The sequence below is a fragment of the Chryseobacterium sp. WG23 genome, assembly GCF_024586575.1.
Taxonomy (GTDB): Bacteria; Bacteroidota; Bacteroidia; order Flavobacteriales; family Weeksellaceae; genus Chryseobacterium.
This window is the reverse complement of sequence record NZ_JALCZE010000013.1, coordinates 104,714-128,682: the sequence shown is the minus strand read 5'-3', so window position 1 is coordinate 128,682 and position 23,969 is coordinate 104,714. Positions and strand designations below refer to the sequence as shown.

General features: G+C 37.2%; 23 protein-coding genes. 8 read left to right on the top strand and 15 right to left on the bottom strand.

The features are described from left to right. Positions 1–46: 46 nt before the first annotated feature. From MP477_RS19190 to murI, 5 genes are read left to right on the top strand one after another with little or no spacing between them, the layout of a single operon-like run. Positions 47–1,120 (top strand): RluA family pseudouridine synthase, encoded by a 1,074-nt coding sequence (locus MP477_RS19190; RefSeq protein WP_230039995.1) that lies wholly within the window; start codon positions 47–49, stop codon positions 1,118–1,120. Between the two features lie 51 nt (positions 1,121–1,171). Continuing rightward, on the top strand, positions 1,172–2,122 hold the full coding sequence (locus tag MP477_RS19185; protein ID WP_230039993.1) for a PorP/SprF family type IX secretion system membrane protein: 951 nt from the start codon (positions 1,172–1,174) through the stop codon (positions 2,120–2,122). Between the two features lie 51 nt (positions 2,123–2,173). Continuing rightward, entirely contained in the window at positions 2,174–3,298 is a 1,125-nt protein-coding gene (gene hemW, locus MP477_RS19180) for a radical SAM family heme chaperone HemW (protein ID WP_257191659.1), read from the top strand. A gap of 47 nt (positions 3,299–3,345) precedes the next feature. Beyond that, entirely contained in the window at positions 3,346–4,938 is a 1,593-nt protein-coding gene (locus MP477_RS19175; RefSeq protein WP_257191658.1) for a DUF4139 domain-containing protein, read from the top strand. Positions 4,939–4,983: 45 nt separating this feature from the next. Continuing rightward, positions 4,984–5,814, top strand: coding sequence for a glutamate racemase (gene murI, locus MP477_RS19170; protein WP_230039969.1), 831 nt, complete (start codon positions 4,984–4,986; stop codon positions 5,812–5,814). 170 nt (positions 5,815–5,984) lie between these two features. Here murI and MP477_RS19165 read toward each other — a convergent pair whose 3' ends face one another. From MP477_RS19165 to MP477_RS19125, 9 genes are all read right to left on the bottom strand, one after another. Beyond that, positions 5,985–7,592, bottom strand: coding sequence for a solute:sodium symporter family transporter (locus tag MP477_RS19165; RefSeq protein WP_257191656.1), 1,608 nt, complete (start codon positions 7,590–7,592; stop codon positions 5,985–5,987). Positions 7,593–7,635: 43 nt separating this feature from the next. Then, positions 7,636–8,613, bottom strand: a complete 978-nt coding sequence (locus MP477_RS19160) for a Gfo/Idh/MocA family oxidoreductase (RefSeq protein WP_257191655.1) — start codon at positions 8,611–8,613, stop codon at positions 7,636–7,638. Positions 8,614–8,701: 88 nt separating this feature from the next. Then, positions 8,702–10,180 carry a CoA-acylating methylmalonate-semialdehyde dehydrogenase gene (locus MP477_RS19155; RefSeq protein WP_257191654.1) on the bottom strand — a complete coding sequence of 493 codons (1,479 nt, stop codon included), beginning with the start codon at positions 10,178–10,180 and terminating at the stop codon, positions 8,702–8,704. Continuing rightward, complete coding sequence (iolD, locus tag MP477_RS19150) at positions 10,177–12,060, bottom strand: 3D-(3,5/4)-trihydroxycyclohexane-1,2-dione acylhydrolase (decyclizing) (RefSeq protein WP_257191653.1); 1,884 nt, start codon at positions 12,058–12,060, stop codon at positions 10,177–10,179. Before iolD ends, MP477_RS19155 begins: the two co-directional genes overlap by 4 nt. 19 nt (positions 12,061–12,079) lie before the next feature. Then, positions 12,080–13,084 (bottom strand): 5-dehydro-2-deoxygluconokinase, encoded by a 1,005-nt coding sequence (iolC, locus tag MP477_RS19145; protein WP_257191652.1) that lies wholly within the window; start codon positions 13,082–13,084, stop codon positions 12,080–12,082. A 20-nt stretch (positions 13,085–13,104) separates the two neighbouring features. Beyond that, entirely contained in the window at positions 13,105–13,971 is an 867-nt protein-coding gene (gene iolB, locus MP477_RS19140) for a 5-deoxy-glucuronate isomerase (protein WP_257191651.1), read from the bottom strand. Positions 13,972–13,997: 26 nt separating this feature from the next. Then, on the bottom strand, positions 13,998–15,029 hold the full coding sequence (locus MP477_RS19135) for a Gfo/Idh/MocA family oxidoreductase (protein ID WP_257191650.1): 1,032 nt from the start codon (positions 15,027–15,029) through the stop codon (positions 13,998–14,000). A gap of 17 nt (positions 15,030–15,046) precedes the next feature. After that, a complete protein-coding gene (iolE, locus tag MP477_RS19130) occupies positions 15,047–15,928 on the bottom strand; it encodes a myo-inosose-2 dehydratase (protein ID WP_257191649.1) in 882 nt (293 codons plus the stop codon). Continuing rightward, on the bottom strand, positions 15,925–16,872 hold the full coding sequence (locus tag MP477_RS19125; RefSeq protein ID WP_257191648.1) for a class II fructose-bisphosphate aldolase: 948 nt from the start codon (positions 16,870–16,872) through the stop codon (positions 15,925–15,927). Before MP477_RS19125 ends, iolE begins: the two co-directional genes overlap by 4 nt. A gap of 223 nt (positions 16,873–17,095) precedes the next feature. On the opposite strand from MP477_RS19125, the gene MP477_RS19120 reads away from it, so the two are divergent. Beyond that, entirely contained in the window at positions 17,096–18,145 is a 1,050-nt protein-coding gene (locus tag MP477_RS19120; protein WP_257191647.1) for a substrate-binding domain-containing protein, read from the top strand. A gap of 36 nt (positions 18,146–18,181) precedes the next feature. On the opposite strand, the gene MP477_RS19115 is transcribed toward MP477_RS19120, so the two are convergent. Beyond that, complete coding sequence (locus tag MP477_RS19115; RefSeq protein ID WP_257191646.1) at positions 18,182–18,784, bottom strand: NAD(P)H-dependent oxidoreductase; 603 nt, start codon at positions 18,782–18,784, stop codon at positions 18,182–18,184. A gap of 84 nt (positions 18,785–18,868) precedes the next feature. Here MP477_RS19115 and MP477_RS19110 point away from each other — a divergent pair, with 84 nt between their 5' ends. Beyond that, positions 18,869–19,216 carry a helix-turn-helix domain-containing protein gene (locus MP477_RS19110; protein ID WP_257191645.1) on the top strand — a complete coding sequence of 116 codons (348 nt, stop codon included), beginning with the start codon at positions 18,869–18,871 and terminating at the stop codon, positions 19,214–19,216. Here the strand turns inward: MP477_RS19110 and rsmD are convergent. The 5 genes from rsmD to MP477_RS19085 all read right to left on the bottom strand — a co-directional run bounded on the left by rsmD (position 19,213) and on the right by MP477_RS19085 (position 22,128). Beyond that, complete coding sequence (gene rsmD / locus MP477_RS19105; RefSeq protein WP_230039953.1) at positions 19,213–19,788, bottom strand: 16S rRNA (guanine(966)-N(2))-methyltransferase RsmD; 576 nt, start codon at positions 19,786–19,788, stop codon at positions 19,213–19,215. The two genes, MP477_RS19110 and rsmD, sit on opposite strands and share 4 nt — an antisense overlap. Positions 19,789–19,854: 66 nt before the next feature. Then, complete coding sequence (locus MP477_RS19100; protein WP_257191644.1) at positions 19,855–20,571, bottom strand: DUF3822 family protein; 717 nt, start codon at positions 20,569–20,571, stop codon at positions 19,855–19,857. 18 nt (positions 20,572–20,589) lie between these two features. Then, positions 20,590–21,084, bottom strand: coding sequence for a Smr/MutS family protein (locus tag MP477_RS19095; RefSeq protein WP_257191643.1), 495 nt, complete (start codon positions 21,082–21,084; stop codon positions 20,590–20,592). Between the two features lie 97 nt (positions 21,085–21,181). Next, positions 21,182–21,679, bottom strand: coding sequence for a metallophosphoesterase (locus tag MP477_RS19090; protein ID WP_257191642.1), 498 nt, complete (start codon positions 21,677–21,679; stop codon positions 21,182–21,184). Continuing rightward, positions 21,679–22,128, bottom strand: coding sequence for a hypothetical protein (locus tag MP477_RS19085; RefSeq protein WP_257191641.1), 450 nt, complete (start codon positions 22,126–22,128; stop codon positions 21,679–21,681). Before MP477_RS19085 ends, MP477_RS19090 begins: the two co-directional genes overlap by 1 nt. A 73-nt stretch (positions 22,129–22,201) precedes the next feature. Here MP477_RS19085 and MP477_RS19080 point away from each other — a divergent pair, with 73 nt between their 5' ends. Continuing rightward, the gene (locus MP477_RS19080; protein ID WP_257191640.1) at positions 22,202–23,746 is read left to right on the top strand and encodes a serine hydrolase; all 1,545 of its coding nucleotides are present in this window, start codon (positions 22,202–22,204) and stop codon (positions 23,744–23,746) included. The last annotated feature ends 223 nt before the right edge of the window (positions 23,747–23,969 follow it).

Here is a 23,969-nt window from a genome sequence, read left to right as displayed (position 1 = left end):
TTCAACTGCAAAATGTTGAGGCCTTTTGTGTAAAAAATATAAAACAATGTCAGAAGATAACGAAGGTTTTTTAGATGAAGAATTATTAGATTCCAACAGTATTGAAAATATCGATATTGATGAAGAAAATAAAGGATTGTATGAACATCTTAATCTCACTGTTGACAACGGACAGGAGCCATTAAGAATAGATAAATTCCTGTTAATACACAGGCAGAATTCTTCAAGAAATAAAATTTCCCAAACCTGCAGGGCAGGGAATGTCGTGGTAAACGGAAATCCTGTAAAACAGAATTACAGGGTAAAGCCTGGGGATCAGATTTCAGTTTTACTGACGCGTCCTCCAAGAGAAAATGTTATTATCCCACAGGATATTCCTATTAATATAGTATATGAGGATGATGATTTAGTGGTTGTTGATAAAGAACCGGGAATGGTTGTCCATCCGGGATTTGGAAATTGGGATGGCACGCTGGTTAATGCATTGGCCTTTCACTTTGAAAAGAATGGAGAAAAATCTGATCTGGACAGGGTAGGGCTTGTACATAGAATTGATAAGGATACTTCAGGATTATTGGTAATTGCCAAAACCGAATATGCATTAAGCTTTTTAGCGAAACAGTTTTTCAACAGAACTACTAAAAGGCTTTACTGGGCTTTTGTATGGGGAAATCTTCAGGAAGATGAGGGGACAATAAGAGGGCATATCGGAAGACATCCCAAAAATAGAATGCAGATGTCTGTATATGAAGACGGAAGCCAGGGAAAGCATGCCGTTACGCACTACAAGGTATTGGAGAGGTTCAGGTATATGACCTGGGTAGAATGTAAACTTGAGACCGGAAGAACCCATCAGATCCGGGCCCATTTCAAACATATTGGCCATACCTTGTTTAATGACGAAAGATATGAAGGCCATACACCTTTACGAGGAGTGAACCTGCCTAAGTATAAGCAGTTTATAAAAAATGTTTTTGAAATTCTGCCCAGACATGCACTTCATGCGCATACCCTGGGATTTATACACCCAACCACAAAAAAGGAATTATATTTTGAGAGCCCAATGCCCAAAGATATGGTGGATGCCGTAAAAAAATGGAGAAATTATTTAGAAAACTAAAAATATATTGAGATTTTTTTTATATTTGTTGAATTGAAATCAAGATTTGTTATGAGAAAACTATATGCTATCGTATGTTTAGCTCTTTTGTCAAATGCATACAAAGCACAGGAAACACTACCCTACTATCAGCAATATCTTATGGATGGTGAGTTCCTATTCAACCCAGCTCAATACGGAAAAACAGACTACGTACAGCTCAACGCTAATTATCAACAACAATTTTCAAAATTCAACAACTCTCCGAATGTACAATCAATCGGGATTAATGCGAATATTTTTGATAGAGTGGGTGCGGGTATTTCTGTTTTTAGAGATAGCAATGGGCCTATTTCTGCCGGAGGTATTACAGCGGGTGCTTCCTATTTTATTCCGCTAAGCAGCGAAGGAGATAGAAAGGATCAATTCTCTTTCGGTACAAGTGTTAACTTCTATAACATGAATTTTGATTATTCAAAAATTAATACTGAAGAAGCTAATGACCCATTATTGAGAGGGGAAGAGAGTAACCTTTTTATGGTGTATGCAAACTTCGGTTTGGCTGCTACGTACAGAGGACTTTTCGGGGGAGTTTCCGTTAATGATATTGCTTTAAGTAATGATCAGTCTATTGTAAACGGGTATGAACCATCACCTATTAAATTCTTTTTAAACTTAGGATACAACTGGAATATTGCTGATAATATTTCAATTGCACCTTCCGCGTTAATCAACTTAAATACCAACTCAACAAGAATGATTGACTGGAATTTAATGGCCACATTCTCTAATGAGATTAATGCATTTTCTTTTGGGGTAAGCTACAGAACTGTTCAGAACAGATTCGACAGTCAGGATTTGAGTATCTCTCCAATTGTAAAAGTAAGATTCAACAAGTTTATGATCGGTGCCACTTATAATCTGGGAATGTCTGATATTCAGAAAACTGGAGGAAATAGCTTTATGCTTGGCCTTGGTTATAACTTCGATAACTTTATTAATGTTAGAGGATTTAGATATTAATCAATTTAATTTAAATAAATTTGAGCTCTGAATTTTTTCAGAGCTTTTTTTATGATATATATTCACATCCCATTCTGTAAGCAAAAATGCAGCTATTGTAATTTTCATTTTTCAACATCCCTGAACTTTAAGGATGAAATGCTTCATGCTATGAAAACGGAAATGATGCTTCGGAAAGATGAATTACAGAACAAAACCTTACGATCTTTATATTTTGGTGGCGGAACACCTTCCATTCTTTCAGTCGATGAGATCCATTCTTTAATTGATGAAGCTTTACGATATTTCAGTTTTGATAAAGACATCGAAATTACGCTGGAAGCTAATCCTGATGATCTGGATCAGCAGTTTTTAAAGCAGCTGGCAGGAACTCCCGTGAATCGTTTATCTATTGGAACACAGAGTTTTTTTGAAGAAGACTTGAAACTGATGAACCGTGCTCACAGTGCTTCGGAAGCAGAAAGCTCTATTAAAAGGGCCCAGGATTTTGGTTTTGAAAATCTAAGCATTGACTTAATTTATGGTTCACCTACTTCGAATCTCGAAATCTGGAAGGAAAACCTGAATAAAACAATTGAACTAGAAGTTCCTCATATTTCGTCTTATGCTTTAACTGTGGAACCTAAAACGGCGCTGGAAAACTGGATATCAAAAGGAAAAGTGATCAGTCCGAAGGAAGAAGAGCAAAACAGAGAGTTCTACTATCTCTCAGATTTTCTTAAGGATCATGGATTTGAACATTATGAAGTTTCCAATTTTGCAAAACCGGGATTTTATTCAAGACACAATTCAGCATACTGGAAATATCAGGAATATCTTGGAATAGGTCCATCAGCACATTCCTATAACGGATTTGATGTCAGAAGCTGGAATATTGCCAACAATCCACAGTATATTAAAAAACTGGCAGTTAAAAACCTTGCCAAAGAAGAAGAATTGCTCTCTCAGGAAGACCAGTTTAATGAGATGATTATGATTGGCCTGAGAACCATTTGGGGTGTAGACCTTACGAGTTTAAAAAATAAGTTCTCCGATCAGATAATGGATCATTTTCAGGCTGAGGTAAAACCTAAGTTAGAAGAAGGCATTTTAATTATTGAAAAAGATCACCTGAAAATTCCTGAAAAGCATTGGTTTATGGCAGATGGTATTGCTTCGGATTTATTTCTGGTATAATGTTTATTAGTGTATATTTGAAGCCAGACCTTAAATAAACTAAAACCATGAGAAGAAGCTTATTACTCTTTTTCCTTTTTTCAAATGCTTTATACTTTTCTCAAAAACCAATTTTTACTAAAGCGAAAGTGTATGCAGTAAATGTATACAGAACTTCTGCTGAGTTACAAAATCTGGTAAATATTTCCCTTCCTTCAGGTAATTCTGAAGTTGTGATTACCAATGTTTCAGATGAAATTGTAGAGAAATCAATACAGATTAATACCAACAACAAGAATATTTCAATTCTTTCTGTACAGTACAGAGATGATTACAGCTCCAATTATTTTGAAAATAATAACCCAAGCGGGAAGAGAATTAAAGACAGCATAGTCATTTTAGAAAATTTTAGCACGAAAATCAATATCGAGCGTCAGACGAATGAAAAGACTCTTGAGCTGTTAGATAAAAATCAGGCTCTATTAGTAGGAAGCAATACCTCCAGCGTAGCGCAGCTCATGCAATTGACGGAATATTATAAAACCAAAAGGAATGAGATTAGTATTGCCCAGCTTGATATCAATAAAAAATATACGGAAGCTGTATCAAAACTTGCAAAGCTTCAAAAAAGGCTGAAAGCCAATACAGAATCTGAAGAGACATTTTCTGACGGTGTCCTTGTTTTAAAAGTTGCAAGCAGCGTAGCCGGGAATGTAAAAATAGATTTGGGATATCTGGTTGAAAATGTTTCCTGGGAACCGTTTTACGAAGTAAAGGGCAATAAATTAACAGAGCCTTTGGATGTGATTTTTAAAGCAAAGTTAAGACAGGATACCGGACTTGACTGGAAAGGAGTAAAACTTTCCCTGATCAATGCAAGATCGTCAAGAAATAATAATGCTCCGGTAATGAATCCATGGTTTCTGAATTCTTACAAAAATGAGGAAAGATCTACTCAGGCTTATTCCCGCGGGAAAGATACTGCTAGAACCCGGGAAATTGAAGAAGTGGTAGTGACAGGGTATGGAGGATTTAAAATCAATGATAACCAATTGAATATAAGCTTCGATGTTGATATTCCGTATGATATTTTGTCTAATAATGAAGATCATTTCATCAATTTAAAGCAAATAAAAATTCCTGCAGATTATAAATATTATACAGTACCAAAATATAACACTACCGCTTATCTGGTAGCTGATATTAAAGATTTTAATAAATACGATCTGATTTCCGGTTCCGCTAATGTGATCTTTGAAAATATGTATGTTGGGGAAACTAGAATAAATCCCAATCAGACGGAAGATAAAATGAGCATTACTCTTGGTGATGACAAAAGAATAAGCATACGAAAGGAAATGGTGAATGATAAAGCTAATGAGAAATTCTTTTCTTCCTATCAGGAGAAAACATTCACCTATGATCTTATTGTACGCAATAATAAAAAGGAAGTGATCAATATTGATATAAAAGATCAGATCCCATTAAGTAAAGATGAATCGATCAAAATTGAGCTTCTTCAGAGTGATAATGCAGATTTTGATAAAGAGAAAGGATTCCTGGGCTGGAATGTTAAAATTTCTCCGTCAGAAACTAAGAAGTTTAGAGTAAGTTATAAAGTAAGATATCCGAAAGATTTTTCAGTTAGTAATCTTAAATAAGTAACAGATTATTCACTATTTTTGTATAAAATTTCAGTTCACAATTTGAAAACTAAAAAACAAGATTATTCGCATCTTTCACCTAGCCAGCCTATCGGTATTTTTGATAGTGGGGTGGGTGGACTTACCGTAGCTAAAGAGATTAAAAGGCTTCTTCCTCACGAAGATCTGATCTATTTTGGGGATACCAAGCACCTTCCTTACGGAGAAAAATCTAAGGAAGCCATTATTGAATATTCTACAAAGATCACTAATTTTCTGATGGAACAGAATTGCAAGGCCATAGTCATTGCCTGTAACACGGCTACAGCAAATGCTTTGAACGAAGTAATGCAGTCTGTGGCAGGTAAAGTTCCAGTGATAGATGTTATTAATCCTGTTGCTGAAAAAGTAGCTTACGAAATCCATAACAACGTTGGAGTAATTGCTACTAAAGCTACTGTAAATTCGGGATTGTATAAAAAGAGCATCCGAAAACAGAATAAATGGATCAAGGTAGATGAATTGGCAACACCATTACTGGTTCCTGCTATTGAAGAAGGATTTAAGAATCATCCGATTACCCATGCTATTATTTACAATTATCTTAGTAACAATAAGCTGAAAAATATTGAAACATTAATTTTAGGATGTACCCATTATCCACTTTTAATTGATGAGATCAAGCAGTATTATGGAAACAGGGTCCGTGTTATTGACTCTCCGAATATCGTTGCCAACCATCTTAAAATTATCCTGGATAAATATCATCTTCTGAATGATCATAATCCCAAACCGAATTATCATTTTTACCTTTCGGATCTTACTAAGAATTTTGAAAAAATTTCTAAGAAGTTTTTCGGAAAAACCATTGATTTGGAATTGAAAGTACTATAATGTATAGATACAGTTTGGATTTTTTTTACTGAAAATAGAGAAATAATATTTTTTGTTATTCTCTAAAAAGATAAAGAGACTGCGGGTAATGAATATTACTGGCAGTTTGTATTCTAAAAATATAATAAATGGGTGCTAAATGTTAACCTAAGTTCCTTCAACAAATAGGGTTATTGGCTGGGAATAATCCCTATTGGGCTGAAAAACAGGAAAACTATGATCGTAAGAAGAATGATGAGAATGCAGACAGGTTTTAAATATTTCCAGTTTTCTACATTCACAGCTCCTGTATCCTTAATGACAAAATTGTTTTTTCTGGGGTAATACCTGCTTACAATAATGAGGGTAAGGATTGTGATAATAAATGCAGCAGCCAAACGATGTAAAAAGTGAATATGAACGCCGATAGCCTCCATTCCGAATTTAGAAAACAAATAAAGCAGGGTGCCGGTTATCAGTCCTATTTTTGCTGCTTTTGCAGAGACTTTAGGTAACAATAGCCCAGAGATGATAATGGCAAAAATAGGCATATTGAAGATGGAGCTAAATTCCTGAAGGATAATGTACAAACCTTTCCCTGCCATACTAATAAAAGGAGCAAGAATAATAGCCGTAATGGCCATAATGGTTCCACTGATTCTACCTATCTTTACGACTTGTGTTTCTGAGGCTTTTTGATTTACATATCCTTTATAAATATCAATTGAAAATAACGTAGCTGCACTATTTAACGCTCCATTGAATGTACTCAGAATAGCCCCTACCACAATAGCTGCAAAAATACCGATAAGGCTTACCGGAAGTACAGCTTTTACAAGCTCAGGATAAGCATAATCAGGATCATTTAAACTATTTTTAAAATAATAGTATGCAATAATGCCGGGTACAACTACTACAAAAGGAATAAATATTTTAAAAAAGGCAGTTAAGAGAACTCCTTTTTGCCCTTCTGCAAGATTTTTGGCAGCGAATGCGCGCTGAATAATAGACTGATTCATAGTCCAATAGAATATTTGTGGAATAAACATTCCCGTAAAAAGTACTGAAAAAGGAACATCCGAATTGGATTCTCCAATTGCATTAAAGCGATCCGGAACAGCTTCAAAAACGGTATGTACCCCAGCTAAAAACTCTCCGTCACCTATTTTATAGAATGCGAGTATAGGAATAAGTGCACCTCCAATAACCAGGCCAATACCATTAATCAAATCAGAGATGGCTACGGCTTTTAACCCTCCTAAAATAGCATATAAAGAACCGAGGGCTCCTATGCTCACCACCATGATGACAATGGCTGTCATTTTATCAATGTTCAGATTTTTTGAAACATCAAAAATGCTTTCCATACTAATAGCTCCCGTATAGAGTACAATGGGAAGGAGAGTCGTAATGTAAAGCAATAGAAATAACCCTGAACAGATTACCCGCGTTTGTTTATCATAACGGAGTTCTAAAAATTCTGTAATGGTGACCAGTCCCATTTTTAGATACCTGGGAAGAAAGTAGATAGCCATAAGTACCAAGGCAAATGCTGCCATAGTTTCCCAGGCCATTACTTCCATTCCAAAAGCATAAGCACTACCATTAAGACCCACCAGATGTTCCGTGGACAGGTTGGTGAGTAATAAAGAAGCTGTAATTAAAACGGCAGTCAAATTACGCCCTCCCAGAAAATATCCTACAGAAGAATGTGCCATTTTTGTTTTTCTTGTAAACCACCAGGAAGTAATGGCCACTCCGGCTGTAAATATGAAGAATGTGATTAATGTTGTAAGCATAGAATTAAGTTTTTTTGATTACCATTGTAAACATTATTTTTCATTATAGAAAAATCAGTTTTTGTTGTTCTAATGACCGCGCACAGGCATTAGCTAATAGGGCAGCCTTAAGGGCGTCCTCTGCAGTGGAAGGAAATTCTTTTTTCTCCTTTATAGAAGTAACAAATGCTTTTGCTTCTTCTATATATGAATCTTTATATCTCTCCAGGAAAAATGGTTCGAGTACACTGCTTTCAACAGCATTTTCAAAATAAAAACGGGTATGGCTGATCTTTTTATTTTCCACAGAGATCATTCCCTGATCTCCCAATATTTCCAACCGTTGATCATATCCATAGGAAGCTTTTCGGCTGTTATCTATATTACAGATAATACCATTTTTAAACTTAATGGTAATAAGGGTTGTATCTGTATCTTCTGTAAAATTGCGGGAACCTATGGCAATAATCTGCTCAGCCTCACTTTCACTGATAAAACGGGCCATATCCAGATCATGGATACTCATGTCATTGTAAATTCCTCCGGATTGTCTGGAATATTCTGCAGATGGAGGGAAAGGATCCCTGCTGGTGATTTTAATAATCACAGACTTGCCTATTTTTTTCAGTTTTGCTTTGGCATTGGCAAAGTCAGGATCAAAGCGTCGGTTAAAACCTACCATAAGACGATGATTGATATCCGGATAAGAATCTATAATAGTTTGAATTTTATCTCTATCTGCATCCAGTGGCTTTTCGCAGAATACATATTTATTGCTCCCTAAAGCTTCCATCACCTGAGTGAAATGTTGGCTGGTAGGAGAGCATATCCATACTGCATCAATATCCAGCCGACGCAGAATATTATGATAATCAGTATAGAAATGAGGAACCTGATACTCTTCAGCTGTTTTTGTTACGTGATCCAAAGAAATATCTGATAGCGCTACAACCTCAACATTTTTTATAGTTTTTAATGCTGCAAGGTGTACCTGTCCGATTCTTCCAAGTCCTATAATACCTATTTTTAATTGGGTGTCCACTTTATGTATAGTTGAATTTGTGTTTTTAACTTTCCTGTATTCCAATTATTTCGAACCCGAACCCTTTTATTTGATATGGAACCTGGAATTAAAAGGTTCTGGACCAGGTTTTAGGCCAGCGTTCGATGACTACTTTTGTCTGGGTATAAAATTCGATGCCGTGGCGTCCTTGTGCATGAAGATCACCAAAGAAAGACTCTTTCCATCCTGAAAAAGGAAACTGCGCGACCGGTGCTGCTACCCCTACATTGATGCCTATGTTTCCGGCCATTGCTTCACTCCGGAATTGACGTGCTGAAAGACCATCCTGAGTAAAAATACAAGCCATATTGCCGTAACGTCCACTATTGATAAACCGAATAGAGTCTTCCATAGATTTGAAATTAAGCAGGCTCATTACCGGACCGAATATTTCCGTAGAAATAATTTCTTTATCTAGCGGAACATTTTCCAGGATAGTAGGATAAAGGAAATTTCCACGATCAAATCCGGAAACATTTTTTTGAGTACCATCTACCAGAAAGTTGGCACCTTCGGCAATTCCTTTTTGAATAAGCCCCTGAATTCGTATTTTACTTTCCTGAGAAATTACAGGTCCCATTTCTATTCCGTCTTCAAGGCCATATCCTACTTTTCTGGACTTGGCAGCTTCTACCAGAGCATCTTTGATTTTTTTATCATCACCAACAGTAATAACAAGGGACGCTGCAAGACAGCGTTGGCCTGCACAGCCATATACTGAATCCGTGATGATTTTTGTAGTCATATCAATATCTGCATCAGGCATGATAACGATAGGATTTTTAGCTCCTCCCTGTGCCTGTACGCGTTTTCCATATTTGGCTCCTTCCGAGTAAATATATTTGGCTATGGGAGTAGAGCCTACAAAGCTAATGGCTTTTACATCCGGATGTCGGAGTAGCGTATCTACAGAATCTTTTCCACCGTGTACCAGACTTAAAAGGCCCTTAGGCAGATCTAAGTTCTTATGGATAAGATCAAATACATACTGCATGGTGGCAGGTACTTTTTCTGAAGGTTTTAAGATGAAAGAGTTTCCCGTGGCAATTGCATACGGAAGAAACCAAAAAGGAATCATTCCCGGGAAATTAAAAGGAGTAATACAAGCACAGACTCCCAAGGGCTGTCTGATCATGAATTCATCAATCCCCGGAGCTATATTTTCAGAGAACTCAGACTGATTGAGGACATATGTAGCACAGGCTACTTCCACATTTTCAATAGCACGCTGTATTTCACCCAAAGATTCTGCATAGGTTTTCCCACATTCATTGGTAATGAGTTTTGCAATCTCTTCCTTGTGGTCTTCTAATAACATTTTCATTTTGAATAAAGGCTGTACTCGCTTCATTGCCGGGACATCCTTCCATTCCAGATAAGCCTTTTGGGCATGCTGTATCGCTTTTTCCACATCTTTTACGGTATCCGGGCCGGAAGGAACCTGTGCAATAACTTCCTGAGTTGCCGGATTATGTACGGAGGTATATTGGGTGGAGATACTGCTCTGCCACTCTCCGTTGATGTAATTTTCTAATGTTTTCATCATTTGTATTGATTAGGTTTTATGTATTGCTGTTGTTGTTTTTTATTGGATTCATATTGTTTTCGGGCCTCAATAACCTCAGGGAAAACCGATATTTCAGGGATGGGAACTTCCCACCACGAATAAGCGTAACCCTGGAGTTTCCTGTCCCGGATGGTTTCTACGTAAATAACCGTTGTTTCTTTATTATTTTTGGCTTTGATCAGGCTTTCCTGAAACTCAGCCATATTTTTAGGACGGAATACTGCAGCTCCCAGGCTTTCTGCATTTTTTGCCAGATCAGTTGTAAGAGGGGCTCCATCCAGTTGGCCTGTTTTTTCATTTCTATAATTAAAATAAGTTCCAAACCCTTCTTCTCCAACAGCATTGGAAAGCCCGCCTATTGAGGCATAGCCATTGTTGTTGATTAATATTAAGGTGATCTTATATCCTTCCTGTAGTGTGGTAATCAGATCAGAAGGCATTATAAGATAAGTGGCATCCCCACACATAACATATATTTCCCGGTCAGGATCCGCCATTTTAGCACCAAGACCTCCCGGAATTTCATATCCCATGCATGAATTTCCATACTCCAGGTGAAAGCCTTTAGAGTTTTTGGTTCTCCACAATTTATGCAAATCTCCAGGCAATGAGCCTGCAGCACAGAGAATTACATCTTTATCTTCTATAAAATCATTGAGGGCTCCCATATATTCTACCTGTACAGGATGATCAGGATTTTCGCATGCATAGGCTTTTGTTACAATTTCATCCCATTCTTTATGATAGCCGTGAACTTTTTCGATATACTTTTCTTCTGTGTGATAATCTCTCAACGCTTTACGTAATGCTTTAAGAGTTTCCCTTGCATCTCCCTGTAAAGGAACCGCAGAATGTTTGAAAGCATCAATTTCTGCAACATTGATATTGATAAAAATGACATTGGGATTTTTCCATGCTGATTTGGAGGCAGACATAAAATCTCCATACCGGGTTCCTATTCCAATGACAAGATCTGCTTCTTCAGCAATTCTATTGGCTCCTTTGGTACCAGTTCCTCCCATTGCCCCAAGATTGAGGGGATGTTCATAATGAAGAGATCCTTTTCCGGCATAGGTTTCAGCAACCGGGATTCCAAACTGTTCTGCAAAAGTTTTTAACTCTTCTTCTGCTTCAGAATAGATAACTCCTCCTCCTGCAATAAGCATTGGTTTTTTTGAACTTTTTATAAGGCTTACGGCATATTCTAATAATTGAAAATCCGGTACCGGCCTTGGAATATACCAGGTTCTTTTTTCAAAAAGCTGAACAGGGAAATCATAGGCTTCCGTTTGTACATCATGTGGAAGAGCCAGTGTTACAGCTCCTGTTTCAGCAGGTGAAGTAAGAACACGCATGGCTTCCAGTAAAGATGAGGTGAGTTGTTCCGGACGTTGGATGCGGTCCCAATATTTTGAAATGGGCTTAAAACAGTCATTCACAGAAATATCCTGAGTTTGGGCAGATTCTAATTGCTGTAGTAAAGGAGTTGCAGAACGTGTCGCAAAAAAATCTCCGGGCAGCAATAATACGGGTAATCTATTAATGGTAGCACCGGCAGCAGCTGTAATCATATTAAGTGCTCCCGGACCTATGGAGGTCGTGCAGGCAAATGTCTGCAGTCTGTTTTTCATTTTTGCATAGGCAGCAGCGGTATGGACCATGGCCTGCTCATGACGGGTTTGATAATAGGTGAAATCTGGATTTTGTTTCAGAGCCTCTCCTAAACCAGCTACATTTCCGTGCCCGAAAATCCCGAAACACCCTGCGAAAAATAGCTGTTCTCTACCATCTCTTTTGGTGTACTGATTTTTTAAAAATTCAATAGTAGCCTGTGCTACCGTTAATCTTTTTGTTTCCATAATTCAACGGTTGATAGGGTTAAAAGCCTCCTTTGTCTGTAATGAACTGAACTATTTCTTCATAAGTAGGTGCGTAATTACTACATCCCTGCCTGGTCACAATCCATGCACCGCAAGCATTAGCAAGACGGGCAGATTGATACGTATCCCAATTTTGGAGGTACCCATAAATAAACCCCGACGCAAATGCATCTCCTGCACCCAATACATTGACAACTTCTACCGGAAATCCCGGGATATCTTCCGTCTTTCCGTCAGGATAATAAGCGGTCACCCCTTTGGATCCTGTTTTAACCAAAAGAAGCTTTATTCCGGAGGATAACACCTGTTTGATCACCCCATTGATATCACCTTCGATAGTTGGGGAAGAAATAGCATTGTCTTTAATTGTTACCTGATCAGAATCTGTAAGCCCCATTGCCAAAAGTTCTTCTTCTGTACCCATAACAATATCACAAAGAGGAAGGTATTGACGAAGGGTAACTCCAAATGCCCGTACATCATGCCATAGATTGGCTCTGAAATCGATGTCTAAAAAAATGGTTGTTCCTTTTGTTTTGGCTTTTTCTGTAGCATAGATAGCTGCACTTCGGGTAGGCTCTACGGATAATGCCGTACCTGTCATCAGGAAAGATTTATATTGGTCAAAATCTATTGTGTTCACCATATCTATTGTGAGATAGTTATCTGGTGCCTTATCCCGATAAAAAACCAGAGGAAATTTATCAGGAGGTACAATACCACAAACGACAGCCGTACTGGTAGTATCCCTGATGATATTGACATGGGACACATCTACATTTTCCTGCTTTAAGGTATGGGTAATAAAACCTCCAACAGGATCATTTCCAACTCCTGTTACAATACTTGTCCTGAGGCCGAGTCTTTGTGCTCCTACGGATATATTTACCGGAGATCCTCCAATGGCAGTGGTAAGCTCTTTGATGTCATTAAACTCTGCACCAATATTTTTAGAGTACAGGTCTATGCTGGCTCTTCCGAATGTTAGTAGATCAAATTTCATTTTACTTTATATTAATCGTGTTACTGATTATTCATGGCAGGAGTTACTAAAGGAAGACGAGGGTCTTTTCCTTTCCATGAATCAAAAATCCATTCATAGTCACTGTCGGGGGTATTGGCGAGTGACTGATCGGATCCCGCTAGAAAATTTAAATAATAACAATGATAGCCATGTACTGCTGTTACCGGATGGTACCCCCTGGGCACCAGTACTGCATCATCATGTCTTACCCGTAATATCTCGTTTAAAGGATCCTGATGATCTTTTGTGTAAATTTGCTGGATAGCATAAGCTTCAGGCTTTTGAAATTTATAGAAATAGATCTCTTCCAGTTGGGCTTCCTGCAATTCTCCATTATGATCAATAATTCTTTCATCATGCTTGTGGGGGGGGAAGGAGCTCCAATTTCCGGATGGAGTATATACCTCCCGGCATACAAGTCGGGAACATCCAAATCCCGGCGGAATTAAATCATTGAATTGCCTGGTGGCATTATCTCCGCCAAAAATCACGGTGGGAGTTTCTTCCGGAGTAATCATCTGAGGTTCAAAATCATGATCAGCACTACACCAACAATAGGCAATGTCTAGCGCTTCAGAGGTTGGTATAAGGGTGAATTGAGTTTCTCTGGGCAGATAAAGGGTATGGGCTACCCCTTGAAATACATTCTTTCTCCCATTTTTTGTTTCCCAATTTCCTCTGTTGCTTTCCACTTTGTAATTACCGGACAATAATACAATTACCATTTCATGTTCTCCCGTATCATAGGTCCATGTTTCAGATGAACCCATAAGACGGGCTTCAAAATTTAGCCAGTTCCAGCCTGCATTTTCGGCAGATATACTTTGGTAAATTTTCTGTTTTTTAGATTTTACTATAAGATTCATTTGTGTGTTTTTAGGCGCGTTCTTGTCTAAGAGAGTAGATCGGCAATGGTGACTGGCTTTTTCTCTTTAAATGATTTCGTTAATGCAGTAGCCACTAAAGTGGCATTGGTTGCGTTATGCATCGTTAATTCAGGATGTTTGTTTTCTAATACATGGTCTACAAAAGATTGAATCTGTGTTAGAAATGCATGCTGGAATCTGTCAAAGAAAGTTTCCATCCCTTCTCTTCGGATGCCATGTTTGTCTGATATCTGAAGCATGTTTTTTACAGGAGGATCACCTATTTTTAAGTTGCCTTCTGTCGCGAAAATTTCTGTACAGGTATTATGCCCGAAAGAGGAAATTCTGGAGGCCAGTAATACAGCCATAGTTCCATTTTGTAGTTCACACATAGCAGCTGTATTGTCTGCATCTCCTGCGAGGCCAAACTCCGGGAATCTATAAGCTCCTCCTAGAGCCCAAACTTTTTCTATTCTGGAACCCAGATACCAATGGGCCAGATCTATGTCGTGAACATTATAATCATGGAAAATTCCTCCACCAGTGGTACAAAATTCAATCTGAAATGGTGCAAAAGTATCTTTATCTATTGTTTGAGAACGTAAAAGATAGGGAGTACCCACCAAGCCTTCATTAATTTTGATTTTAGCTTCTGCATAACTGGCATCAAACCTCCGGACAAATCCTAACATGGTAATCTGATCGGGATGCCTGGCCACTATTTTTTCAACGCGGAGACAGTCTTCTATATTAAGTGCTAAAGGTTTCTCGCAGAAAACATGATAACCGGCCTCTACAGCTTTAATGATTTCATCAGCATGTTGATCTGTTGAGGTAACAATAACTACAGCATCCATATCTTTTTGCTGGTCAAGCATTTGGTCGTAGGAGGTGTATAGGTTGGGAACGTTATAGGTCTCTTTTACATAATCCAGTTCTTCCTTTCTTATACTGCATGCTGCAATCAGATTGGCATTTGGAACCAGATAGGTAAGGTTTTTTGCATATTCTTTACCCAGTCTACCCAATCCTACAATTCCAATATTCAATTTTTTCATAAATGTATTTTTCTTTTTTAAAATTTTAAAGTTTCTGTCATGAATTGGTAGCCTTTCTGGGCATATTCAAAAGGATTGGCTTTAGAGGGATCCTGTTCTGCCTCTACTACGATCCATCCTTTATAATCATTTTGATGTATAATTTGAGCCAGCGTATGCATATCGAGGTTGCCATTTCCCGGGACAGTATATATGCCTAGTTTTACAGCCTGTAAAAAGCTGTTATTATCTTTATACACCTGTTCCTGAATGTTTTTTCTTACGTCTTTGAAATGGATATGGGCCGTGCGGCCTATGAATTTTTTTAATGCCTTAGCCGGATCTTCATTGGCAAAAGCAAAATGGCCGCAATCATAATTAAGCTTTACATATTCTTCTTTTGTCTCATTGAGCAGGCGGTCGGTTTCATCAATGGTCTGTATCATTGTTCCCATATGGTGATGGTAGGAAAGGTACATTCCAAAGTCATTCAATGCTATTTTACCCAGTTCATTCAGCCCATGGGTTAATTTTTTCCAATCTTCATCCGATGCTTTTTTCCGTTGTGTGATGGGGGTATTGTATTTCCCATGAATGGTATTCCCACATTCTGCGCCACCCACTACTTTTGAATTGAAATGCTTTAGAAAATGCAGCTGATTCATGAAATCCTGTTTTACCTGTTCATATGATTTAGCAGTCAGTTCATAACTAAACCATTGGTTGCAGATAGTAAGCCCTCTGATGTCGAGATATTTCTTTAAGATTACAGGATCTTTAGGGTATTTATTTCCAACTTCACAGCCTTTATAGCCGGCCAGGGCCATCTCACTGATGCATTGTTCAAAAGTAATATCTTTTCCCAGCTCAGGCATGTCATCATTAGTCCAGCCAATGGGAGCAATTCCTAATTGTATCATATGTGTTTTTTATATAGTTGTGTTTTATTAGTGTTGCCTAATATTTCAAACTTTTTAGCGATAAGAAGTTCGAGTTCCTGCATATATTGGATTCCCGGTCTTAAAGGATCCAATTGATCGGGGTGATTTTGTAAATATTCTCTGAGAACTCTTATCCATAATATTCTAAGATCGGTAGCGATATTGAGTTTGCATATTCCGTAGGGGATGGCTTTTCTGATCTCTTCTTCCGTAATACCTTTTGCATCTTCTTTAATGTTTCCTCCCGCGGCATTTATTCGTTTTATTTCTTCGTAATCTATGGAAGAAGCACCATGAAGAACAACGGGGAAATCCGGGACTCTTTTCTGGATATCCTTCAGGAGATCGAAACGGAGCCCTTTGCCTCCGGAGAATTTATAAGCACCGTGGCTTGTTCCTACAGCAACAGCAAGACTGTCGCAGCCCGCCTCTTTTACAAAATATTCCACGTCGGCAGGATTGGTATACAATGCGTTCTCTTCTTCTATATTAAGATGATCTTCCACACCACTCAGTACCCCAAGCTCTGCCTCAACAGAAATGTTTTTAAGATGAGCTCTATGGGATATTTTTTTTGTCCGTTCAATATTCTTTTCCAAAGGATCATGCGAGGCATCGATCATTACAGATGTATATTCTCCTGATTCAATAGCACTGTCAATATGCGGTTCATTACCGTGATCCAGATGCAGGGCGAAAAGAGCATCGGGGTATATTTTAGCGGCAGCCTTTACGCAGTTAATCAGCATAAGAGGGTGCATGTATTCTCTGGCAACCGGAGTAGTCTGAATAATAAATGGAGCATTCATCTTTTGTGCTGTACTAAATAAAGCATGAATCTGCTCAGGCATCGAAATGTTGATCGCAGGAATACAAAACTTTCCGTAAGCTTCTTTAAAAAGGGTAACCGAGTTAGTTTTCATATAATTATTGAATTTATAAAAAATTAACTTGATTGTTTAATTTTTTATCATTGTGTTCGAACACGAATTTATATATTTATTTATAAATAGCAAAATATTTATTAAATATTTATTTTATTTTTTGATTATTTGTAGATTTAATGGGAATTCGAGACGGGTAGAACAAAAGGAATGAAATGTTTTCTATATTTGTTGAAGACTTATTTACACTAAATCATATATTTTGACAATTAAGGAAATTGCCCGATTAGCGAATGTTTCCCCTGGAACAGTGGATCGTATACTGCATAACAGAGGGGGAGTGGCGGAAAGTACCCAAAAGAAAGTAATAGAAATAATAGAACAGGCAGGCGGATTCAAGCCTAATGTTATTGCCCGTAATCTGGCACTTAATAAAGTGTATCAGGTAGCGGTTTTAATGCCTTTGTTTAATGCGGCCAGTCCATTTTGGGAATATCCTAAAAAAGGAGTGCTTAAAGCGGTAGAAGAAGTTTCGAGCTATGGAATGAAAGTTTCTGTTTCCTACTTTGATGAATTCAATGTAGATTCTTACAACAGGGAATTAGATAAAATCCTGAAGAATAAAAACCTGGATGGGATTATCATAGCTCCACATTTTGCTAAAGAGACACAGGAAAGAAGTGGTGTGCTTGATGCGCTTAATATTCCTTATCTGTTTTTGAATGTTCCTTTGAAAGGACTCAATAACATTTCTTTTGTAGGTCAGGATTCTTTTGCCAGCGGGAGGCTTGCTGCTAAACTTTTTCACGTTGCTCAAAATACAAATAAGCCACGGGTCTTAATAGTGGAGGTTTTAGAAGATTTCGAAAATTATTATGGATTGGATCAACGGGTGAAAGGGTTTATGAGCTTTTTCTCAGACCATACCTCTCATGTGATCATTGAAAAATTAAGAGTTCCGAATAAAAATACTCAACTCTATTATAAGCTGTTAAGTGAAAGCCTAAATGCTTATGAAGATATTGGTGGAATATTCTTTCCCTCCAACTCAATAACCAAAGCAGGAAGGTATTTTGAAACACACCAGATAAAACTGGATCTGGTCGTTGGGTATGATGTGACTGAGGAGAATAAAAAATACCTGAATCAGAATATTATTACTTTTCTTATTGGCCAGGAACCGTTCCAGCAAGGATATAAAAGTGTCAAACTTATGTTTGAACATCTTGTACATGGAGAACAGCTGAATGCTGTTTATATGTCACCGGTACAGATTATAGCGAAAGAAAACCTGGAATATTATGTACATTGACCCATTCGCTATTCCAGGTTTTTGAAAAGTGGATTTTTACCCTTCTACAATCACTTTTCCGGTCTTTAGTCTTGTTTTTGGATTGAACTTTGGCTGATTGGTATCTGCTTCATCTCTTTCACCGATTGCTACGGCAAAAAGCGTTTCATACTTTTCATTTTTCAGAATATCATCGTAGCGCTCCGGTTCAATTCCTTCCATAGGAGTAGAATCTATTCCCATATCAGCACAGGCAGAAAGAAAGACTCCCAAAGATAAATAAACCTGATGCTTTAGCCATGACCTGATTCCGTCTTCTCCTTTAGGTTTTATAAAATTTTTATAATAATTCACGGACCCTTCAGGCAAAACTCCTTCAATCTGTTTTTCAAAATCTTCTGAATTCTTAAGAGATTGGAAGACAATCAAGTGACTGCTTTGTACAATTTTTTCTTTATTCCAGTAAGAAGCTTCCGCTAGCTGATCTTTCACTTTAGAATTATTATTAACAAAAATAAAATTCCATGGCTGGCTGTTGATTGAAGATGGGCTCAGATTTAGAATTTCTTTCAATTCATTTATTTTTTCTTCACTGATATGGCCCTGTGGGTTATACTTTTTTACAGTATACCTTGTTTTCATTTTCTCTAAAAAACTCATAATTTATACTATCATTTTTATAGTTACAAAATTAATTTAAGTTTATTAACTTTGCAATAACGGTAAAAAAGGATAGTATAAAAAATGTATACAGTAGATAACAAATCATATCCTTGTTGCACAAGTGTAACAATGAGATTTATAGGAGGGAAATGGAAGGCAGTCATCTTGCACCACTTGATTGAGGGTGCCAAAAGGTATAATGAAATTAGAAAAGAAATTCCGACCATTACAGAAAGAACACTGAGCCTTCAGCTTAAACAGATGGAGGAAGATGGAATTATTGACAGAAAAGTATTCACGGAAAAACCTCCTTTAATGGTAGAATATACCTTAACTGATTTTGGGAGGACCCTGCTGCCTGTTTTGGAAGCAATTACAAAATGGGGAAAAAACGCACCTGAGATATCAAAAAAAATAATCAGGAATTAAATTTCCTGATTATCATTTTCTTTATTAGGCTCAAAAAAACTGAAGCTTACATTTCCGTATTTTCTGGTATCTGTCAGATTGGGATGTTCAAGTTTCATTCTGCTTTGATGCTCTACAATAAGAACTCCATTTGCTTTTAAGTATTTATTATTTAATACTAAAGAAATCAGTTCATAATATTTTTTCTCCTCCATTTCGAATGGGGCGTCTGAAAAAACAATTTCAAAAGATTTTTTATTTCTGAACTTTTTAAGCCAGTCGAACACATCATCTCTCTGTACATTGATTTGAAGTGACATATCCAGTTCAGATGCTGTAGAATTAATGAAGCCTGTATGTTTGGGGTTCATTTCTACAGATGTAACATTCTTGCATCCTCTGGAAGCGTATTCTAATGAAATGGAACCTATTCCCGCAAATAAATCAAGGACGGAAATGGACTGCATATCATATTTGTTTTCCAGAATACTGAATAAAGCTTCCTTCGCAAAATCCGTAGTGGGTCTTACATCGAAGTTCTTTGGAGCGGCAATTTTTTTAGCTTTCCATTTTCCGGATATTATTCTGAACATATTTTTTAGGGTTTATGTGGTAGATTATAGAAGTATATATAAATTTCTGATATACCTGGCTGTAATCTAATTAAGTATAAAATTCTTGTTAGGAACATTGTCAAAAACAATCTTTAGATTTCTGACAAATTTTTGAAGTTCGGAAATAAATGTTTCATTTTCCGTTGTTTCTCCATAAGCGAAAAAGTTCGTATCATTGATTCCAAAACCTAACTTGCTTAGCGTAAACATAATAAAGTAAAGGAAATCAACCTCTGAATTGACATCCAGGTTATTGTACAGGATTACCTTTTTTTGATCGATAGCAAAAAACTCACATTGATTATGATAAAGATTGATGTGAATTTCCTTGTTATTTTTATTGTTGAGAGAACTTAAAAACTTCTCTCCGGAAAAATTAAAATGTACCGGAACAGCCAGCTCTTTTATTTTTTTGTAATAATGTTTGGGAAAAGTATAGTAAAACTGGATATTGAATTTTTTATTGATCGAAAGCATCAGTTCTTCTTTGTTCCTGTCAGCCGGAGCATTGAAGGCTATCAGGTCAAATCCGGCTTCATGTTCTGAAAATCCTTCCGGCATCAGAGTAAAATGATTCAGGGCAGAAATGATCTGGATCTCATCAAAACGTTGTTTGATAAGAATATCATCAAGCTTTTCTTCAATAAGATTGGCTGGTGTTTCTTCTGTAACGAAATAAGATTTTTCCTCCAGGATGTTTTTATTCTTCACAATCTGGTAGATCAATCCGTCTTTGGTAAAAAGTAAATTAAGTACGTTCATATTTCAATTGCTGCAAATTTAGTGAAATTCTACCATTACCGCACCCGATTGGTGGTGAAGTATTTCCTTATTATAAAAATCAATATTCACCTGGCTTTCCAAAACATCCCGTACCATCCTCTGTAAAGTGCCGTCCCCAATACCATGAACAATTTCAAGCCTTTTTAAATTGTTTTTCCTGCAGAATGCCAACACATCTATTAATTTCTCCTTTTGAATAAACAGTCTTTCAAAGCTGTCATAATCACTGGGATTCTTTACTAAATTATGAAAATGAAGGTCTACAACCAAATGATTTTTCTGATGTTTCTTCGAAATGATTTTTTTTGGTTCTGCTTTTCTTATGATTCTTATATTTTCATAAAGATCAGCATCTTTGGGAACCAGTTTTTCTTTTGGATATTGATGAGTAAAGCCGTATTCATCTTTAAATACTACAATATTTCCCTTCACGGAAGTTACCACTCCGTTTAAATTTTCATCCACTACAGAAACTTTATCACCAATCTTCATAATTTTTTAAGACTTGTCCGGACCCACTAATTTGTACAAAGGTAAAAAGTAAAATGTATTGAAGGCAAGCCCCTTTATTCTCAAACCCTCAAACTCCTCACAATCTCGGACCCAATTCAATAACTTCAAGGTCCTTTATTTCTTCTCCATCCACTACAAACCGCATCATGGTTCTCATCTTGTGCCAGCCCTGCTTACCACAAGCTCCCGGGTTGAGGTGTAAAAGACTGTTCTTTTCGTCATACATGGCTTTTAAAATATGAGAATGCCCTGAGATAAACAGTTTCGGGGCCTTGTTGGTTATTTCATTCCTTGTTAAGGGAGTGTATTTTCCGGGATAACCTCCAATATGGATCATCAAAACCTCCAGTTTTTCACAAAGAAAATGGTTTACTTCCGGAAACTCAGAACGGATCTGAGCGTTGTCTATATTCCCGTAAACCCCTTTTAGCGGTTTTATTTTTTCCAGCTGTTCTATAACATCCATGCTTCCAAAGTCACCACAATGCCAGACTTCATCTGCCTGGGATGCGTATTCTAAGATTCGGTCATCAATATAAGAATGGGAATCGGAAAGGAGAAGAATTTTTGTCATTATCTCAATGTTCTTTCGGTAATATTTTCGTCGTATTTTTCTTTAAAAACAGCAACACGATCAGGGTTAAGTTCACCATCATAATTAATAACCCTTTCTTTTAACAGCCATCTCAATACCTTTTCCATCCCCTTTCTGGAGTTCATAAAGTTGGATACCTTTCCTAAATCGGTGGACTCTACTTTAACTTTTTCCGTTAGAAAATTCAGGATAAAGAAATCATCTCTTACGTTACTTGGCGTTTCATTATCCATGTATTTGTAAAGCAAGATTTCATCATCATTTTTCATAGAGAAAAATGAATATTGAGCAAGACTTATTTTTTCAGCTTTTAGAATTTGCTTTCCGTCTAGCATAACCTTGTTATCTTTAATGACTACATCCTGAGAAAAATATAAATTACAGCTTATCATGAGTAAGAATAAAGCTAATAATCTGTTTATTGCCATTTTTAATGCTTTTAGACTGCAAATATAAAGAAGCTTTGATGTTATTTACTAAATTTGGGGAAATTAAAAAGCAATGAGGCATAAACTTTCTCTTTTCATTTTTCTTTTAACAGTGGGGCTAGCTAATGCCCAGGTTGAAGAAAAAAAACTGGATGAATTAATCCAGAATACATTAAAAACCTTCGATGTTCCGGGAATGTCAGTAGGTATTGTAAAAGATGGAAAAGTAACCTATTCAAAAGGTTTCGGACTACGTTCTCTTACCACAAAACAACCTATGGATGATCATACTCTGGTGGGTATTGCTTCCAACTCCAAAGGATTTACCTGTGTGGCATTGGCTATTTTGGCAGATGAAGGAAAGCTGAACTGGGATGATAAAGTTTCTCAATATATCCCTGAATTCCAAATGTACGATCCATACGTTTCTCAAAATATAACCATAAAGGATCTGATTACCCATAGAGCGGGATTAGGGTTGGGGCAGGGAGATCTGATGTTTTTTCCGGAAGGAGGAAACCTGACCGTTAACGATATTGTTCACAATGTAAGATATCTGAAGCCTGAAAACGCTTTCAGAACGAAATTAGATTATAATAATATCATGTTCATTGTTGCCGGAGAAGTTATCCACAGAGTTTCCGGATTAAGCTGGGCTGAATTTATTGAGCAGAGAATTATGAAGCCGGTAGGGATGACATCGAGTTTTGGAAGCTACAACAGGGCAAAAGCTATCTCTAATAAAATTGATGCACACGCCCCTGTAGATGGAAAAGCAATTGCGGTTCCTCATGACTGGAATGAAACAGGCAATGCGGCAGGAGGAATTATGAGTAATATCAAAGACATGACCACATGGGCAGAATGTCTTTTGAATAATTTTACAACGAAAGACGGTAAAAAATTAGTGTCTGATAAAAATGTTCAGCAACTTTGGAGTTTACAGATCCCTGATAGAGTAGCTGCAAAAAATCCATATGATACCAGCTTCTACGGATATGGGTTGGGATGGTTTTTAAGCGATGTTAAAGGCCATAAGCAGGTTCAGCATACCGGCGGGCTTATTGGTACGGTGACACAATTTACCCTGATTCCTGATCTGAAACTTGGAATTGTGGTCTTAACTAACCAGCAATCAGGAGCTGCCTTCAACACCATTACCAATACAGTGAAAGATTCTTATCTGGGGGTGGCAGACAGAAACTGGCTGAAAACATATGGTGAGAGAATGTCTAAAATAAATGCAGAATATGATAAGCAAAAGAAAGAAGCTTATGTAAAATCTGAAACTTTTAAGAAAGATAAAGGACTTCAGCCAAATGCAGAACAGTTTACCGGAACTTATCATGACATCTGGTTTGGAGATGTAGACATTACTCAACAAGGAAATACCTACAGGATATCATGCAAAAATTCTCCAAGATTGAAAGGAGAGCTGCTTCCGTATTCCAACAATTCTTTCATTATAAAATGGGATGACAGAAGCTATGATGCGGATGCTTTTATTATTTTCAGCTATGATGAGAATGGAAAAGCACAGTCAGCGAAATTAAAAGCTATTTCCGATGTTACAGATTTCAGTTTTGATTTTGATGATCTTGATCTGAAGAGAAAATAAGTGGCACAATTGCAAAAATATTCAACAGAACGGGCTTTAGCCCGTTTTTTTGTATACAACGGATAGTTTTTTTGGCTGAAGTTTAACCACCCTGTCAAAAATAAATTTTTTGCCACCCCACTAGTGAAGGGAAATATGTAGTCTGCAAAAGATATACTGGTTTACTGAAGCAGGTTTAAGCCCTGTTCAGCTTTTGAAAGCTCTGAATTAAGATGATGTTTTT

Bases quoted from the DNA above. Each gene is read 5' to 3' on its own strand.
- MP477_RS19190 (WP_230039995.1), top strand. From the start codon at position 47: ATGTCAGAAGATAACGAAGGTTTTTTAGATGAAGAATTATTAGATTCC.
- MP477_RS19185 (WP_230039993.1), top strand. From the start codon at position 1,172: ATGAGAAAACTATATGCTATCGTATGTTTAGCTCTTTTGTCAAATGCA.
- hemW (WP_257191659.1), top strand. From the start codon at position 2,174: ATGATATATATTCACATCCCATTCTGTAAGCAAAAATGCAGCTATTGT.
- MP477_RS19175 (WP_257191658.1), top strand. From the start codon at position 3,346: ATGAGAAGAAGCTTATTACTCTTTTTCCTTTTTTCAAATGCTTTATAC.
- MP477_RS19165 (WP_257191656.1), bottom strand. From the start codon at position 7,592: ATGCTTACAACATTAATCACATTCTTCATATTTACAGCCGGAGTGGCC.
- MP477_RS19155 (WP_257191654.1), bottom strand. From the start codon at position 10,180: ATGATGAAAACATTAGAAAATTACATCAACGGAGAGTGGCAGAGCAGT.
- iolD (WP_257191653.1), bottom strand. From the start codon at position 12,060: ATGGAAACAAAAAGATTAACGGTAGCACAGGCTACTATTGAATTTTTA.
- iolC (WP_257191652.1), bottom strand. From the start codon at position 13,084: ATGAAATTTGATCTACTAACATTCGGAAGAGCCAGCATAGACCTGTAC.
- iolB (WP_257191651.1), bottom strand. From the start codon at position 13,971: ATGAATCTTATAGTAAAATCTAAAAAACAGAAAATTTACCAAAGTATA.
- MP477_RS19135 (WP_257191650.1), bottom strand. From the start codon at position 15,029: ATGAAAAAATTGAATATTGGAATTGTAGGATTGGGTAGACTGGGTAAA.
- iolE (WP_257191649.1), bottom strand. From the start codon at position 15,928: ATGATACAATTAGGAATTGCTCCCATTGGCTGGACTAATGATGACATG.
- MP477_RS19125 (WP_257191648.1), bottom strand. From the start codon at position 16,872: ATGAAAACTAACTCGGTTACCCTTTTTAAAGAAGCTTACGGAAAGTTT.
- MP477_RS19115 (WP_257191646.1), bottom strand. From the start codon at position 18,784: ATGAGTTTTTTAGAGAAAATGAAAACAAGGTATACTGTAAAAAAGTAT.
- MP477_RS19110 (WP_257191645.1), top strand. From the start codon at position 18,869: ATGTATACAGTAGATAACAAATCATATCCTTGTTGCACAAGTGTAACA.
- rsmD (WP_230039953.1), bottom strand. From the start codon at position 19,788: ATGTTCAGAATAATATCCGGAAAATGGAAAGCTAAAAAAATTGCCGCT.
- MP477_RS19100 (WP_257191644.1), bottom strand. From the start codon at position 20,571: ATGAACGTACTTAATTTACTTTTTACCAAAGACGGATTGATCTACCAG.
- MP477_RS19095 (WP_257191643.1), bottom strand. From the start codon at position 21,084: ATGAAGATTGGTGATAAAGTTTCTGTAGTGGATGAAAATTTAAACGGA.
- MP477_RS19090 (WP_257191642.1), bottom strand. From the start codon at position 21,679: ATGACAAAAATTCTTCTCCTTTCCGATTCCCATTCTTATATTGATGAC.
- MP477_RS19085 (WP_257191641.1), bottom strand. From the start codon at position 22,128: ATGGCAATAAACAGATTATTAGCTTTATTCTTACTCATGATAAGCTGT.
- MP477_RS19080 (WP_257191640.1), top strand. From the start codon at position 22,202: ATGAGGCATAAACTTTCTCTTTTCATTTTTCTTTTAACAGTGGGGCTA.